Source organism: Pueribacillus theae (assembly GCF_003097615.1).
GTDB classification, from domain to species: Bacteria; Bacillota; Bacilli; order Bacillales; family UBA6769; genus Pueribacillus; species Pueribacillus theae.
Map to the genome: position 1 here is coordinate 41036 of NZ_QCZG01000006.1, position 15463 is coordinate 56498.

14 protein-coding genes are annotated in these 15463 nt (G+C 38.5%); 5 read left to right on the plus strand and 9 right to left on the minus strand.

Going from position 1 to position 15463, the window contains the following annotated elements; genetic code table 11:
* Positions 1 to 63: 63 nt before the first annotated feature.
* Positions 64 to 939, plus strand: coding sequence for a ClpXP adapter SpxH family protein (locus tag DCC39_RS04475; protein WP_116553751.1), 876 nt, complete (start codon positions 64 to 66; stop codon positions 937 to 939).
* Between the two features lie 133 nt (positions 940 to 1072).
* On the opposite strand, the gene DCC39_RS04480 is transcribed toward DCC39_RS04475, so the two are convergent.
* Complete coding sequence (locus tag DCC39_RS04480; protein ID WP_116553688.1) at positions 1073 to 1411, minus strand: helix-turn-helix domain-containing protein; 339 nt, start codon at positions 1409 to 1411, stop codon at positions 1073 to 1075.
* A 161-nt stretch (positions 1412 to 1572) separates the two neighbouring features.
* On the opposite strand from DCC39_RS04480, the gene DCC39_RS04485 reads away from it, so the two are divergent.
* Both DCC39_RS04485 and DCC39_RS04490 read left to right on the plus strand, forming a co-directional pair.
* A complete protein-coding gene (locus DCC39_RS04485; protein WP_116553689.1) occupies positions 1573 to 2304 on the plus strand; it encodes an EAL domain-containing protein in 732 nt (243 codons plus the stop codon).
* 6 nt (positions 2305 to 2310) lie between these two features.
* Complete coding sequence (locus DCC39_RS04490; protein WP_240613533.1) at positions 2311 to 2832, plus strand: PilZ domain-containing protein; 522 nt, start codon at positions 2311 to 2313, stop codon at positions 2830 to 2832.
* Between the two features lie 448 nt (positions 2833 to 3280).
* Here the strand turns inward: DCC39_RS04490 and DCC39_RS04495 are convergent, their stop codons facing one another.
* Both DCC39_RS04495 and DCC39_RS04500 read right to left on the minus strand, forming a co-directional pair.
* A complete protein-coding gene (locus DCC39_RS04495; RefSeq protein ID WP_116553690.1) occupies positions 3281 to 4033 on the minus strand; it encodes a MerR family transcriptional regulator in 753 nt (250 codons plus the stop codon).
* 119 nt (positions 4034 to 4152) lie between these two features.
* Complete coding sequence (locus tag DCC39_RS04500; protein WP_116553691.1) at positions 4153 to 5658, minus strand: DHA2 family efflux MFS transporter permease subunit; 1506 nt, start codon at positions 5656 to 5658, stop codon at positions 4153 to 4155.
* 153 nt (positions 5659 to 5811) lie between these two features.
* Between DCC39_RS04500 and DCC39_RS04505 the strand changes: the two genes are divergently transcribed.
* Positions 5812 to 6681, plus strand: a complete 870-nt coding sequence (locus DCC39_RS04505) for a TetR/AcrR family transcriptional regulator (RefSeq protein ID WP_116553692.1) — start codon at positions 5812 to 5814, stop codon at positions 6679 to 6681.
* Between the two features lie 65 nt (positions 6682 to 6746).
* Here the strand turns inward: DCC39_RS04505 and DCC39_RS04510 are convergent, their stop codons facing one another.
* The 4 genes from DCC39_RS04510 to pepF form a co-directional block, all read right to left on the minus strand.
* On the minus strand, positions 6747 to 7274 hold the full coding sequence (locus tag DCC39_RS04510; RefSeq protein ID WP_116553693.1) for a nitroreductase family protein: 528 nt from the start codon (positions 7272 to 7274) through the stop codon (positions 6747 to 6749).
* A gap of 328 nt (positions 7275 to 7602) precedes the next feature.
* A complete protein-coding gene (locus DCC39_RS04515; RefSeq protein WP_116553694.1) occupies positions 7603 to 8409 on the minus strand; it encodes a LysM peptidoglycan-binding and 3D domain-containing protein in 807 nt (268 codons plus the stop codon).
* A gap of 135 nt (positions 8410 to 8544) precedes the next feature.
* Positions 8545 to 9420: a glucose 1-dehydrogenase gene (locus tag DCC39_RS04520; RefSeq protein WP_116553695.1), complete on the minus strand. Its 876-nt coding sequence runs from the start codon at positions 9418 to 9420 to the stop codon at positions 8545 to 8547.
* Positions 9421 to 9530: 110 nt separating this feature from the next.
* The gene (pepF, locus tag DCC39_RS04525; protein ID WP_116553696.1) at positions 9531 to 11339 is read right to left on the minus strand and encodes an oligoendopeptidase F; all 1809 of its coding nucleotides are present in this window, start codon (positions 11337 to 11339) and stop codon (positions 9531 to 9533) included.
* Positions 11340 to 11566: 227 nt separating this feature from the next.
* On the opposite strand from pepF, the gene DCC39_RS04530 reads away from it, so the two are divergent.
* Positions 11567 to 12790, plus strand: a complete 1224-nt coding sequence (locus DCC39_RS04530) for an IS701 family transposase (RefSeq protein WP_165820778.1) — start codon at positions 11567 to 11569, stop codon at positions 12788 to 12790.
* 97 nt (positions 12791 to 12887) lie between these two features.
* On the opposite strand, the gene DCC39_RS04535 is transcribed toward DCC39_RS04530, so the two are convergent.
* Positions 12888 to 14096 carry a competence protein CoiA gene (locus tag DCC39_RS04535; protein ID WP_116553698.1) on the minus strand — a complete coding sequence of 403 codons (1209 nt, stop codon included), beginning with the start codon at positions 14094 to 14096 and terminating at the stop codon, positions 12888 to 12890.
* Between the two features lie 286 nt (positions 14097 to 14382).
* Positions 14383 to 15327: a hypothetical protein gene (locus DCC39_RS04540; RefSeq protein ID WP_116553699.1), complete on the minus strand. Its 945-nt coding sequence runs from the start codon at positions 15325 to 15327 to the stop codon at positions 14383 to 14385.
* Positions 15328 to 15463 lie beyond the last annotated feature (136 nt).

Here is a 15463-nt window from a genome sequence, read left to right on the forward strand (position 1 = left end):
AAAGGAGCAATCGTTGTGGCATACAACAAAGCTGGCTCTCATTCGGTACAAACATTAAACTGCATCAACGCTTGCGAAGAGTGGACAGCTTCAAGGCAATCTTGCATAAATAAGCCAATTGAAGTTTATTTATTTATCGATCCCCTCTGCCCTGAATGCTGGGCTTTGGAACCAATTATTAAAAAACTGCAAACACAATACGGAAACTATTTTAAGATTGTTTATTTTATCGGCGGTAAGGTTGAAACGTTGAAACATTTCAATCAGAAGGATAGAATGCAGGAACGGAAAGACTTAGCAAGAAAGTGGGAAAAAACAGCCCATCGCTCAGGAATGTCTTGTGATGGCGATATTTGGTTTGAAAATCCAATTTCATCCCCTTTTGCTGCATCGGTGGCAATTAAAGCGGCAGAATTTCAAGGACGGAAAGCGGGAGCGCGGTTTCTTAGAAAAATCCGGGAATATCTTTTTTTAGAAAAACAAAACATTGCTGAAAAAACAGTTTTAATGGAGTGTGCTGATAAAGCCCGCTTAGATTTGTTCGAATTTGAGAATGATTTATATTCTGATCGAGCTTTAAAAGCCTTTCAATGTGATCTGAAAATAAGTTCAGAAATGGACATCCGTGAATATCCAACACTTGTCTTTTTTAATGAAAATATAGAAGAAGCTGGCATTAAAGTATCGGGGATTTATTCTTTTGATGTTTACTTGGAAGTCATGTCGGAAGTATTAAATGAGAGACTTGAAAATGCCGATCCTCCACCGCTTGAACAATTTTTGGCAAAACATGAATTTGTTGCGTCACAGGAAATTGCTGTTGTATATGATATGACAATAGAAAACGTCGAACGTGAGATGAAAAAACTTCTCTTAAAACAAAAAATTGAGCGTGTACCTGTAAAATACGGGACTTTCTGGCGATATAAACAAATTTAGGTTAAGTAGGAATTTATCTTCCGACTTAACCTTTTTTGCGAAAAATAAGAAAGAAATTGGCAGGTCGCCAATCTTATAATTTCCAAAAAAACGCGTTAGCGTTTTCCTTAACTGGGGATTTCTTTATTGTATATTATTTACCTTTCCAATCTAACAGAAGATCAATCAACTCCAGAATGAATTTTTGATCTTTAATGCTTCTGGCTTGCAATTGCGTAACAATTTGGGACAATGTGTATTCATTTTCATTTTGCCTTGGCTGGCTTATCCGAAATAGGGTTTCTAATGAAATATTAAGGGCGTTAGCCACTTTTTCTATGCTTTCCAAAGTAGCATTCTTCTCCCCGCGTTCTAATTGTCCAATGTATGTAGAGTGAAGCTTAGACATATGAGCTAATTCCTCTTGGCTCAACCCTTTATCTTTTCGAAAATTTCGTATCCTTTCACCAATTATTTTCTTTAAGTCTCCCATATAATCACCTCTAAAGGATACTGTAGATATATCTTTATTTTCCCCCAATAGACTATAGATATTCAAAATTTAAAATGATATACTATAAATATTATTTGTGACTTTTGATTTAATTCTTTTGGAGTGTATTTCTCAAATTAAGTTTATAAGGGGATTTCATCATGTTTGGTGCTAAGGATAAGGTTTTAGAAGATATCATACGGGAGAAGAACTTTTATCATGTTTTCCAGCCACTTTATGATTTAGAAAACTGGGAAGTCTTAGGCTATGAAGCGTTACTTCGTTGCAAATTTTTTAGTAATCCTGAAGAACTGTTTCAATTGGTGAAGGAAAAAAACAGATTGTTTGAGTTAGATCGTCTTTCTATTCTTCGTGCCCTCGCATTGTTGGACAATTTTGGATATACTACACTTTTTTTGAATGTTTATCCTTCAACATTGGTTCATCCTCATTTTCCCGGTCTTTTAGAAAAGCAAGTGGATAGATTTCTCCTGAATCACACTATTGTATTTGAAATCAATGAAGCAGAACATATACCAGATATGGGTTTGCTTAGAAGAACCTTGCATTTATTAAAAGAAAAAGGATATGCCATCGCATTAGACGATTTCGGCAAGGGAGAATCATCCATGCGATCTGTCATGCAACTAGAACTGGACTTTGTCAAACTGGATCGATATTTTTCAACCAATTTATCTGGATCGATGGAAAAACAGAACATGATTCAACACCTATTGGAAATTTGTCAACAAAAAAAAATGCTTTTGATTTTAGAAGGAATTGAAGAACCGATCGATTTGGCGGTTGCAAAAGTTCTGGGTGTTCATTTAGGGCAAGGTTATTTGTTGAAAAAGCCCACCTCGATCGTGGATTTAATTCGAGGAAGAGGCTGATGAAAAATGTTAACATGGGGAATCATTTTTTTAATCTTGCTGTTTCTACTTATCCTTTTATCAATATACTTGTTTTATAACAGAAAATTAGGGAAAAACTTAGAGCAAATTCATGACTTGGAAAAGTCACTTGCTAATATGCAATTCGAATTAGAAATAGTTAAAAAGAACAGGGCTTTTCGATTAAAACTTTTCGAACAAGAATGCATATTTGAACTGATCGATTTTGGCGACAAATTACTAGAAGGATTGAAACATAAAACTGGAAAGGGAAAAATATTAGATATTAGTCATACAGGGATGAAACTAAACTCTGAACTTAATTTTCCTGTCAGAAAAGAGATTTTTTTACAACTATATTTTGAACTCCAAAAAGAAAAATTTTCTCTTAAAGGAAAAATTGTGAGAAAAGAAGAATTTCTTAACGATTTCTCTTATGGCATTCAATTTATTGGGGTTAATCCTGTAGAAGAACAACGCCTATATATGTTAATACAAAAAATAGAAATTGAGAAAAGGAGTAAATGACATCATCAAATCAAACCCTCCCATTCGCATCTGTACTTTTTCAGTAACAGTTAATATTTCTCCTCTAACTAGTCGAGCTTTTTTTGAAATATAAGCTTCTTTTCCCAAACCAGTTGCATACAATTGTAATTGGAGGTGGCAACATGCGAAAAGCACTTCTTTTTTTCTGTATTCTCCTTATCGTTGCTTCTTTTATCGTGTTTATACTCAGTTTACTTCACTTTTTTCCAAGACCACTGGCTGTCCTTTTATTATTTTTTTCAATCTTAATCACAGTTTCGACTGTTAATAATCGACACCGCTTTCGAGGGTTTGATAATTAGTGAGACAGTAAAAAATAAAAATTGATAATTTAAAAAAGCTGCAGCTAGCATCCGTTTTTGGATGGTATAGCTCCAGCTTTTTCTTGCGGCATACAGTCCGTAATGACCGCCTTGCTCAAATGACATTATTTTTTATTTTTATCTACAAAAGCTGCCATGGCATCCCGCATAAATTTCGCTAAACCTTCACCATACTTGTCAATGTTTTTCATGAAGCGATCATCATCAACATACATCTGTCCTAATCCTTTGAACGCATCAAGAGTATATTGGTGGCCGAAGTGGTTATTTAAGAAATCATACCATTCTTTAATCGCAGCCTGGGCTTCTTTTGACTCAGGTGAATGATTGCGAAGGTCCGCAAGTTTTTTAAAAATGGAAGCCATTGTTTTAGACATCTTTTCCTGTTCATCTTTCGTCATATTGCCAACTTTCTTATTCGCATGATCAACAGCTTCATCCCCCCACTTTTCCCTCGCTTCCTGTTCGTACGGATTATGGCTAAAGTCAAATCCTTCGAATTTTTCCTCATTCGTCATTTCTATCTCACCTTTCAAATGCATCATTGTTTTCTCAACCGTCGCAATCATTTTATCTAGCCGATTTCGCTTTTCAAGCAACATTTTGTGGTGTAATTCTAATGCTTCTTGACGATTAAATGAAGGGCGATTGATAATCTCTTTAATTTTTTTTAAAGGGAAGCCAAGCTCCTTGAAAAATAAAATCTGTTGCAGTGTTTCGAGATTTTCGTTGGAGTAGATCCTGTAACCAGACTCTGTTACTTTATCTGGAGTTAATAACCCGATTTCATCATAATGGTGTAGTGTGCGCACACTAATTCCGACTAACTCTGCCACTTCTTTTACTTTCAATGCCATCAAATTTCCTCCCTTCAACTCTCAATATAAAGTATCACGCTACGTGAGAGTCAAGTGTTAAAATAAAAAACGAAACGAGTTCATCGCTGTGATGAACTCGTTTCGTTTTTAGCAGCCGATTATTCGGTTTGGGGTTTTAATTTTAATTTTTTCGCAACTGCTTCATCTGTCTTCGGTGGCTGCACCCGTTTCATAAAGAAAGACAGGATTAAAGCAACAAGTGCGATGAAAGTTGCGATAAAAAAGGTAAAGGTAATCCCATTTAGCATGGCAACTTTGGACAATTGCTCCATTGCTTCAGGGCTGACTGCTCCATGATTAGAAGCGGCTGCTTTCGCAGCGAGCTCTGTTCCTTTTGTCTCCATTCGCGTATTCATAATCGTTATAAGCACTGCAGAACCGATGGCACCCGAAATTTGCTGCAGCGTATTGTTCATCGCTGTTCCATGCGGATTTGCCGAAACAGGCAACTGATTCAAACCATTTGTCATGACTGGCATCATGACGAGTGACATCCCCAGCATCCGAATCGAATAGAGAAACATGATGTAATAAAATCCAGAATCTAAGCTAAGCTTACTAAAGAGATAGGTAGTGAAAACCGTAATCGTAAGACCGATCACCGCTAAGACACGCCCTCCATATTTGTCGAATAATCTTCCAGTGATAGGCGACATAATTCCCATTAGAATCGCTCCCGGAAGCATAAGCATTCCAGCGTGAAACGGTGAAATTCCTCTTACCGTTTGAACATAAATTGGGGTAAGAATCATTCCTGAAAACATGGAAGCAGATAATACGATCATAATGACAGAGGACAAAGCGAACATCGGATATTTATAAATTCGAAATTCCAACATGGGATCGTCCATGCGAAGCTGGCGAATAATAAACGCCACAAGGGCAACGGCTCCGGCGATAATTGTTCCGTAAACGATCGGTGCATCCCAGCCTTTATCGCCTGCCGAGCTGAAACCATAAAGTAAACCGCCAAAAGCGATGCTTGATAAAACAAGCGAAAAAATATCTACTTTAATATCACGGTTTGGCGTGATATTTTTTAATTTAAAAAAGGCAAAAATAAGCGCTAAAGCGGCAAACGGCAAAACAATTTCAAAAAGCGTCCGCCAACTATAATGTTCAACGACCCAGCCTGACAATGTCGGCCCAATTGCTGGTGCAGTGATCATAACAAGCCCGAATATTCCCATTGCGGTCCCTCTCCGTTCAACCGGAAAGGCAGTGAGCATCACATTCATTAAGAGTGGCATCATGATTCCGGACCCGGAAGCTTGGATCATTCGGCCAGCTATAAGGAAACCAAAAGAAGGTGAGAAAGCGGCAAGCGCTGTCCCAAGCGTAAACAATAACATGGCAGTTAAGAACAGCCTTCTATTTGTAAATCTCTGAATGAAAAATGCACTCGCTGGAATCAATATTCCATTGACAAGCATGTATCCATTTGTCAACCACTGCACGACAGCAGGCTTTACACTGAACTCGGTCATAATTGCAGGAAGCGCTACATTTAACAAGGTATTATTCAACAATGCCACAAAAGCTCCGAAAAAAAGAATGGCAATCATGCCATATGGTGGGTTTTCATGTAATTTTTTTATATCCATAAATCTCTCCTCATTCCCCTTTTTATTACCTTTCATATTTTATACTGAAAGTATAATTTATGCAAACAAAAAAATTCAAGGTTACCAATATTGTTGATAAATAAAGATCTATGTATTAATCTGTAATTATACTAAGTGTATAAAGGTGATTATATGATCGATCGAAAACAGCATGTTTTCTTAACGGCGCAGCGACTTTTTTTAGAAAAAGGCTTTTCTGCTACTTCTGTTCAAGATATTTTAGAAGAATCGGGTATATCCAAGGGGACTTTCTATAATTATTTTTCTTCTAAAAATGAGTGTCTTATTGCTATTCTCGAACACGCGTATGATGAAGCATTGATTAGAAGGCAGGAATTGATTATCGGGAAAGATGTTTCAAATAAAAATATTTTAGCCAAACAGATTGCGGTTCGTACGCAAGTGAATCGAGAACACAATTTGATGCCGTTGTTTGGAGCAATTTTTCACTCCAAAGATGCTGAATTAAAAGCGTTTATAAAAAAACAGCTTTTAACAGAGCTAGCTTGGCTTTCGAAAAGACTAGTTGATGTGTATGGGCAAGAGGCTAAACCATATTCTTTAGACTGCGCAGTTATGTTGATTGGTATGATTCAGCATTATCATGTGTCAATACCCGGTTCAAATGAGGATTTGGAGCCTGAAATCATCGTTCAGTTCATTCTGCGGAGGATGGATTCCATTATTTCCGGCATGATTTCAACGGACGATAAATTGCTTGATATAGGAATATTTTTACAACAGTCCAATGAAAAGCGTTACAGCAAAGAGCAATTGCTCGAAAAGCTTCATCATTTTTTAGCTTCACTCGATAATAAGCTTGGCAGCAAACAATATCCTGAGTTTCTAATCGATGAATTACAATCAGAACAGCCGAGAGTTCTCTTAATCGAAACGGTCATCCGTTCCTTCCGTGAAGCTTTTATTGGAACTTCAGCTGAATTAGAAGCACAGGAGATTGCTCTCCATTTATATCATTACTTAAATACGCTTAAAAAATAAGTCCGAGCCTGAGTTATATTTCCTCAAAAATATTAAAACCCGAAGTGAAAAAATACGCTTCGGGTTTATTCATTAAATTTTCCAAAGTAAACAATTTCATCAAAGGCGACATGCTTTTTCGGTTTAGGTTGATTTGAAGGATAACCGATGCCAATAACTGCTGTAATCCGTCTGTCATCCGGGATTGAAGCTAGTTTGCGAACGTGGCTTTCACGTTTTTCAGATTCCTGTGCATCTTCCGAATGGTAAATTGCTCCAAACGCCGCACCTAAATTTTCTTCTGTTGCAGCGAGCCACATGAAACCACATGCAATGGAAGAGTCTTGTAACCAGTATTTGCTGACAGAAGGCCTACCTGTTACAATAATTCCTGCACCGGCGTCAGCCAACCATTTCATAAACGGAGTGGCTTCAGAAAGGCTTCGTAATTGTTCCCTTTCTGTAATTACAATGAGCTCTCTGGATGCCAAATTATTGCCTGTTGGGGCCAAATAACCTGCTCGCACGATCCGTTCAATCTTTTCGTTTTCTACTTCCTGTTGTGAAAATGAAGTAATTTCCCGTCGTTGTTCAACCGCTTCGTGAACATTCATTTTTATTCTCCTTTCCAAAACTAAAAAAATCATAATAAACCGATATGTTTTATTATAAAGCGAGACTTCCAGCAGTGGGGGTTTTTTTCATCCCCCACTGCTGGTTAGCACTCACAGAGTATAATTCTCGCTAACTCACTTCGTTCGTAGTCTCGATAAACGAGACTTATCAGGGGATTAGCGTCCGTTATCCCCCACTTAGGCTTCTTTGATTCCTCTAAGTCTTCAAGTGGGGGTCTTACGGACGGTTGCGGCATGATAAATGATGATTGCCATACGCACAAAAGCCAAAGAGTCGATTTCTCTTTGGCTTAGATAATTTTTGCAATTATAGTACTTTAATTTTTACTTTCTTTATTCCCCAATTAGAAGCGGCTTGTTTGGACGGGATAAAGACATCAATTTTATTGCCTTTTATTGCCCCGCCTGTATCTCCTGCGATCGCTTCACCATATCCTTCTACCCAAACTTTTGTCCCAAGAGGGATAACATTCGGATCGACAGCAATTACTTTTTGATTAGGATTGGCTTTTAAATTAATGCCTGTTGCGGTAACTCCGGAACATCCAGGACAGTTGGCCGTATAGGCAGTTGCCGTCACTGTCAATTCTTTAGAAGCGTTTTCCGGGGCGGAAACCGGCTTAGATTGCCCAGCAGCTTGTTTAGGTTGCGTAGTGGCTTTTTCAGATTGTGCAGAAGCCTTTTTAGGTTGAACCGCTGCCTCTTTTTTCACTGTTCCTTTTACCGATAGTTTATCGCCGGGATGAATCAAGTCACTTGAAAGCCCGTTCCAGCTTTTTAATTCACTGACTGAAATACCATGGTTTGAAGCAATAACGAAAAGTGTATCTCCACTCTTGACTGTGTATGTATTTGCGCCGTTTTCGGCAGGTGTCACAGTTTTTTCAGCTTCCTTTGCATTTCCTCCAATTTGTAGCTGTTGATTGGGATAGATAATTGTAGAAGACAAGTTATTCCAGTTTTGTATATTTTGAACTGTAACATTATTTGCCTGAGAGATGCTCCAAAGTGTATCCCCTTTTTTTACAGTATGTACAGAAGCTGCTGATGCTTGGCTTGCTGCACCTATTGTGATGGCTGTAAATGCTGTAAATGCAATAAGTTGTTTTTTCATAGATTGAAAGCCCCCTTTTTCTTACTGTCCCAACTTTACCATTCGAAAGTTACAAGGAGATTTCAAATCTATAAAGACAAGATAACAAAATAATTACAGCAAAACTCCCGAGTTAAGAAAACTCGGGAGTAAGTCTTATGAAGTTGTAAAATCTGCACCATCTACATGAATCGTTTGCCCGCTCATATAGCTAGAATCATTTGAAGCAAGAAAAACATAAGCCGGTGCAACCTCTGCAGGTTGTCCACGCCTTGCCATTGGAGTGTCTTCTCCATGTTCTTCTACTTTCTGTTTATCAAACGTTGCAGGGATCAATGGGGTCCATATTGGACCGGGCGCGACGGCATTTACACGAATTTTTTTCTTAGCTAGATTTAAAGCAAGTGAACGTGTTAAAGCTGTAATTGCTCCCTTTGATGCTGAATAATCAATTAATCCTGGAGAGCCGTTGTACGCTGTAATCGAGGATGTATTGATAATAACATCGCCGCTTGATAAATGAGGGAGTGCCGACTTTACTAAGTAAAAGATTGAGTAAATATTCGTCTCGAATGTTTCATGGAGCTGGTTATTGGAAATATCGAGAAAATTTTGTTGCGGGAATTGTTTTCCAGCATTGTTTACGACAATGTTTATTTTGCCGAACTCATGTAATACTTTCTTTATCAGCTCTTTTCCGCTTTCAGGTTTACTAATGTCAGTGGCAATTTTTAATGCTTGGACACCATATGACTGAATGCATCTTATTGTGTCTTCAGCATCTTTATGTTCGTCTAAATAGGAAATGGCAACATTGGCCCCTTCTTTTGCGAATGCTACAGCAACAGCACGCCCGATTCCACTGTCACCACCCGTAATAAGTGCAACTTTGCCGTCTAATTTACCAGAACCTTTATAATCTTTATCATCAAATATGGGCTCCGGAACCATTTTTGCTTCGATTCCGGGCTGATGAGCTTGAGTTTGTCCAATGATTTGTTCATTCATTTTTTCATATTTATCTTGCGTCATTCAGGTTCCCTCCTCTGAATGGTTAAGATTTATCTGTGTCTATTGTCTATTCCCTTTACAACAAAGAATAAACGCATGAATAGAAGAGAGAACCAAAAGTTGATGATTAATTACAAGCTTTCCATTTCAGTTAAAATGTTCTCGAATAAAGTTAAGCCATCAGAAATTGGTTTTGGAGATGTCATATCGACACCGGCTGATTTCAGTACTTCGATTGGATAATCAGAGCTTCCTGCACGAAGGTAGTTTACATATCGCTCCACCGCCGGCTGTCCCTCTTCAAGGATCTGCTTGGACAATGACGCGGCTGCACTATATCCTGTCGCATATTGATAAACGTAGAAGTTATAGTAGAAATGTGGGATTCTCGCCCATTCCAGTCCAATCTGCTTATCAATTGTAAGATCCGTACCGAAGTATTTCTTGTTTAACGCATAATATTCATTTGTAAGCAGTTCTGCTGTCAAAGGTTCTCCTGATGCGGCTTTTTCATGAATCAGCTGTTCAAATTCTGCAAACATCGTCTGTCTAAAGACGGTTCCGCGATATCCTTCAAGGAAATGATTCAGCAAATACATTTTTTCCGCTTTGTCATTCGTTTTTTCCAGTAAATAATGATTCAAAAGTGATTCGTTGCATGTTGAAGCGACTTCTGCGACAAAAATGGAATAATTGGCGTAAGGATAGGGTTGGTTTTCCCATGTGTAATAGCTGTGCATCGAATGCCCCAGTTCATGCGCCAACGTAAATAAATTGTTCACGTTATCTTGCCAGTTCATCAAAATATATGGCATCGTTCCAAACGTGCCTGATGAATAGGCCCCGCTTCTCTTGCCTACATTTTCGTGGACATCAATCCAGCGGCTTTCAAACCCCTTTTCCACTGTTTTTACATACTCTTCACCTAACGGTTCGAATGCTTCTAAAATAACTTTTTTCGCTTCTTCATAAGTGAATTCCATTTTTACGTCTTTCACAAGAGGGGTGTAAAGGTCATACATGTGCAGCTCATCAATTCCGAGCATTTTCTTTCTTAATTTGACGTAACGGTGAAGCAGATCAAGACGGCTGTTGACCGTTTTAACGAGATTATCATAGACCGACTCGGGAATGTTGTTACCGTCTAATGCCGCTTCTCTGGCTGAATTGTAATTTCTAACGCGAGCGTAAAAATTATTTTTCTTCACAGCACCCGAGAGCGTACTTGCAAACGTATTTTTAAACGCGCCATATGTACTGTAAACCGCTTCGAAAGCTGATTTCCTGACGTCGCGATTGTCACTTTCTAGAAAGCGGATATACCGGCCATGCGTCACTTCGACATCTTTTCCATTTTCATCTTTTATAACAGGAAATTTTAAGTCTGCATTATTTAGCATTCCAAATGTATTACTAGGCGAGCTTGTTACTTCACTTGCTTGTGCAAGCAAGGCCTCTTCTTTTTGGGATAACACGTGGGGCCGCTGGCGATTAATTTCTTCCAGCGCATGTGTATACAGCTTAAGTTTGTCATTTTCTTCAAGAAAATAATTAAGCGTTGATTCAGGAATCGATAAAAGCTCAGGGACGATGAATGCCAATTCGCTGCTTACCCCCGTCGCTAGGTTGAAAGCTCGGTCTTTCAGCCCTTGGTTATGGGCGTTCGTTGTATCTTCATCATTCCGCATACTCGCATATGTATAAACTTTACTTAGCTTCATCGAAATCTCATTTTGAAGTTCCAACGCTTCATAAAGCGTTTCTGACGACTCCCCTAATTTTCCTTGAAATTCAGTGATTTTCGGAAGAAGGTTTTTTACATTTTGAAATTCAGTTTCCCATTCTTGTTCATTTGCAAAAATAGCTTCAAGGTTCCATGTTTCTTCTTTTGGAATGTCACTTCTCTTTGGCAATGATTGGACAGATGATTCTTCTGGCATAAAAGCACCTCCACTTGTATTAGAAAATTTTGTTATTAGTTTATTCTAATGGATTGAACTTATTAATGCACTAGGCTATTGCAAAAAACTTGTCATATCGAACTTCGTCTAAAACCGTCTTATGTTTAGAACCTTTGTCGATTCTGAAAATAAAAGAGGACATTCTTCCCTTTATATTGAAATTTCGGTTACCAAGCCAAATTTCCACAAAAAGGAGAATGTCCACTATGATGGTAACCTTTTATTCGCATATCGTCAATTTCATTTTAGCCTTACAGCTGCAACTTTCTAAACCGCAGATGAATCATCTGTTGACTTTCATTCATGGGATTATTTTGACAGACGGTCGAGTCAATATTGCTCAAATTCGCCGTTCAACCGGCGACACTCGGGATCTTAGTTGCATGACTCGTTTTCTAAATGAGTCCCCTTGGTGCCCAAATCGAGTGACAAGACGCCGACTTCAATTTGTTATCAATCGCATCCGAAGGGCTCGCGCCAAAGCTGGAGATATCCGTCCAATTGTCTTTTTCATTGTCGATGACACTCAGTCCAAAAAGGATCGTTCAACGAAGCGAATGGAAGGGCTGGATAACCACTTCTCCCATTCCGACGGGAAAACAGTATGGTCCCATTGTATCGTAACTGCGCATGTTGTCAGTGAAGATTATTCATTTGCTTGGGATTTCCGTTCTTATTTCCGAGAATCCTATTGCCAAGAGGAAGGGATTTCTTTCAAAAGCAAAAATGATCTTGCCATTGAGTTGATCAACTCGTATCAACAAAGCGACGATGAACAAGTTTATGTCCTCGTTGACAGTTGGTATACGAGTAAAAAGCTAATTGAAGCCTGTTACCTAAAAGGATTTCATCTCATCGGTGGTTTAAGGGTAAATCGTAAAATATACCCTAGTGGAATCGGTGTGAAAATATCCGATTTTGCTTCAACTTTTATCGAGGCAACTGACCTCCACTCCGTTACCGTGGATGGTCATTCCTATAAACTTTACAGCTACGAAGGAAACCTTGCTGACACCGAGTATGCCAAAGTCTTGTTGTCTTGGGAAAACGAATTCGCTTCGAACAAAACTCCGTTTTGTCTCCTTTGCACAGATAGTAGCCTGAATCTCGTGACCATTCTGCGGTATTATAATGTGCGCTGGAACATCGAAACCGGATATCGTTATTTCAAGGAATTATTGGGCTTTGATGAGTATCAGCTTCTTTCACGCAAAGGGATCGAACGCTTTTGGTGCATCGAGTTTTTGACCTACAATTATCTAGAGTACCAGCGACAAGAGTGGCAACAGGAACTTCCTTTAACGATTGGCGATGTGGTTCGTCGGATACGAAAGGATCACCTTGGACAAATTGTGGTATACGCCTATGAACAAGGACGATCAAAAAGATCCCTGAAGGATTTGCTGAAAGACCTGAGATTGGCGGTTTAAAAAAGTCACAACCGCCAGAGACACTACCCGTATGCCCTTTTTTAGGGTGTTGAGTAAAAAATGCAATACTCAAGTAATGCACCTTTTTGAGCGGGAATCAAGTAATGACTTGTGAATTTCTTTTTCCTTGGACAATATGTAAAGCTTCTTTATCCAAATGCATCGCTTCATCGATGGTGTTAGGCAATGATATGGAAGAGTTTTTAACAAAGGAAGTTTTGCCTGTTCTATTTAAAATTCTCAAGTCACATAAGGCAAGCAAGTAATCCATAATGGCAAATGAATAATGGGATTTCTTTATAAGAGGAAGTTTGCGAACTGTAAAAATCTGCTTGGAGAGCATTCGTTGAAAAGAACGGTTTACGTCATGGAAACGAAAGGTTTGGCCGATTCGGAGCGGGTGTACACATTGAAGCAATAGCCACGTTTGCCAAATGTACGAAGGGGTATCAACCCAAAACTGGTATCGTGTTGGAAGGCCAGCTTCAGGTGGAAAAAATGAAAGCTCTCGGCTTACAGCCTGCAGCATTTTACTGACATATCTGGATGCGGGGGTTCTTTTTAAATGTGAGTAAGATCGCCATGTCGTTTTGATTTGCAGCCAATTCGAAGGAAATTGATAAATCGGTGATAATTTCTTTTGTGTGAGATCATCGCAAGAGGCTTCTTCACGATTCAGATAGGAAAGTTTTGCCAAGGTTTTTGTCGAAGAATAAGGGACGAGGTCTGTGAGGAGCGCAAATTGTTTTGCATTGGGACAAAAATAGAATAAAAAAGGTTCTCTAGATTCGTTTTCAGGTTCCCGCAATGTTAACCAATCCATCTTCGTTAATTGAAAGCCGTTTTGCGATATTCGCTTCAAACGGTTTCCGCCTAAAATCCATATAGGGCTTATTCGCAAATTCATATAGTTTCTCGTTCGTTTTAAGAAATGGGAATCACTAATTGAAGAACATTGAAATTCAATCGGAGTGTAGTAAGGGGAAGACAGAAATAAATCGGGGCGCTGCTTAATTTTTGGAATGTATGGCTCAAGTTTTACATTTAAATTTTGGCTTTTCAGCCAGTCATATAATTGTTCTTTTCCATTCAGATGATAATCTGACTCGGCCTCTGAGGAGCCGCATGCTGAATCACGTTTATGGGCAAAGTGCCATCTGCGGTTCAAGCCAAGTTTCATTAAAACTTTTGAACCGCAAGCAGGGCAATAAAATGCTTCCCTGTCATTTAATTCTAATAGGTCTTTGTGGCTCCACTCATTTAAGAGCGAAATCAATTTTCCATTTTTCGTTTTCGCTGTTAACATTTTTATCTCCTTTCTTAGCTTTATTTTGTATTCCACTTATAAGTTTAAAACTCCTTCAAAAAAATTAATAGAGGATGTTCAAAAAGTCCGGAGGCTTACAGGAAGTAAGTCAGTTCGACGTTATCACAGGACGTGATGCTTTTAGTCGAACTTCCTTAAAGGCTGCGAATCTCTACGTCAGCTTACGCTTCCTTGACCTTCTTGCCTCTCGTTGTCCTCCTTTTTGAACACGCACTAATAGGGAGTCCTTTCACCTCCCATTATTTTTCGTTCGAATCATTCGTGATTAGAACGATATGATAATATTGTTGGAAGACTTGACTTTAAGGGGAATATCTGAAAAATAAACAAAGCCTTCAACGATCAATGTGTCCTTAAATTCGGTTTGGACAGGAATTTGAAATTCATTCAAAGACACTGTTTCCCCTTCATTTAACATGAAATCATTGATTGGAACAATCCAAATTTCTCCGCGTTCCTTTGCATCCTCTGCCCATTCGCTTTCTAAAAACATCCAATTCGTCGCATTGTGCTGAGATATTTGTTTGTTAGCAGCCGCTTGATCAACCGAGATAATCTTTCCTTTCATATTTGAAAATTCCGGAGGAGAAAACCGAAAGCAGAGAACAGGATTTTTTAACGTTTGATTCCCAATATTTTTTATGTGAAAATCTCCTCGAATAATTAATCGATTTTCAGACTGCCAAACAATCGAATAATCAAAATAAGTAATGATTGCTAAATCATCTTTGTACCCCTTTTCGGAACTTGTATCAAGCGTTAGTTTATTATGGTCTGATTGTGGTACAGGTAAATGCGGAGCCCTCTTTTCAAGGTTTTTAACTCTTGATTTGTAATAATCCACTTCTTTTTCCTTTTGTGTCAATTCGATTTGAATCTCGCTCAACAATTCTTCAAATCCTTCAATTTTTTTCTCTAATTCCGGATTTGATGTTTGGATGTCTTTCATTGATTCGAGTTTTTCCTTTAATTGTTTGTTTTCTTCTTCAAGCTTTTGCAGTTGCTGATTGTATTGCTCCATTTTTTCTTTGTGATTTCGTTCATCGGATCGTCCATTATTTTCTGCCTGCAATTTTTTTAATTGCTTTTTCAATTTACTGATTTCATAATCTTTGAAAGCAACCTCTTTTTCTAATTTAAGCGTCATATCTTGGTAATACATCGTTCGTAAAACTAATCGTGGATGGCTTAAATCACTTAATTTTGACAAACAAATACCTCCTTGTCTCCTGTCTTCCTCATCTATTTCATCATATGTAAAAAACGGGAAAAAGAGCCTGCCTTACGTACGCAAGAAAAAACGCTTGCGCGATTTTCTTGCGCCAGAGGCCAGAAGCCAGATTGGC

Coding starts and splice junctions, on each gene's coding strand:
- DCC39_RS04480 (WP_116553688.1), bottom strand. CDS start 1,411: ATGGGAGACTTAAAGAAAATAATTGGTGAAAGGATACGAAATTTTCGA.
- DCC39_RS04535 (WP_116553698.1), bottom strand. CDS start 14,096: ATGTTAACAGCGAAAACGAAAAATGGAAAATTGATTTCGCTCTTAAAT.
- DCC39_RS04530 (WP_165820778.1), top strand. CDS start 11,567: ATGATGGTAACCTTTTATTCGCATATCGTCAATTTCATTTTAGCCTTA.
- DCC39_RS04490 (WP_240613533.1), top strand. CDS start 2,311: ATGTTAACATGGGGAATCATTTTTTTAATCTTGCTGTTTCTACTTATC.
- pepF (WP_116553696.1), bottom strand. CDS start 11,339: ATGCCAGAAGAATCATCTGTCCAATCATTGCCAAAGAGAAGTGACATT.
- DCC39_RS04500 (WP_116553691.1), bottom strand. CDS start 5,658: ATGGATATAAAAAAATTACATGAAAACCCACCATATGGCATGATTGCC.
- DCC39_RS04485 (WP_116553689.1), top strand. CDS start 1,573: ATGTTTGGTGCTAAGGATAAGGTTTTAGAAGATATCATACGGGAGAAG.
- DCC39_RS04520 (WP_116553695.1), bottom strand. CDS start 9,420: ATGACGCAAGATAAATATGAAAAAATGAATGAACAAATCATTGGACAA.
- DCC39_RS04495 (WP_116553690.1), bottom strand. CDS start 4,033: ATGGCATTGAAAGTAAAAGAAGTGGCAGAGTTAGTCGGAATTAGTGTG.
- DCC39_RS04510 (WP_116553693.1), bottom strand. CDS start 7,274: ATGAATGTTCACGAAGCGGTTGAACAACGACGGGAAATTACTTCATTT.
- DCC39_RS04515 (WP_116553694.1), bottom strand. CDS start 8,409: ATGAAAAAACAACTTATTGCATTTACAGCATTTACAGCCATCACAATA.
- DCC39_RS04505 (WP_116553692.1), top strand. CDS start 5,812: ATGATCGATCGAAAACAGCATGTTTTCTTAACGGCGCAGCGACTTTTT.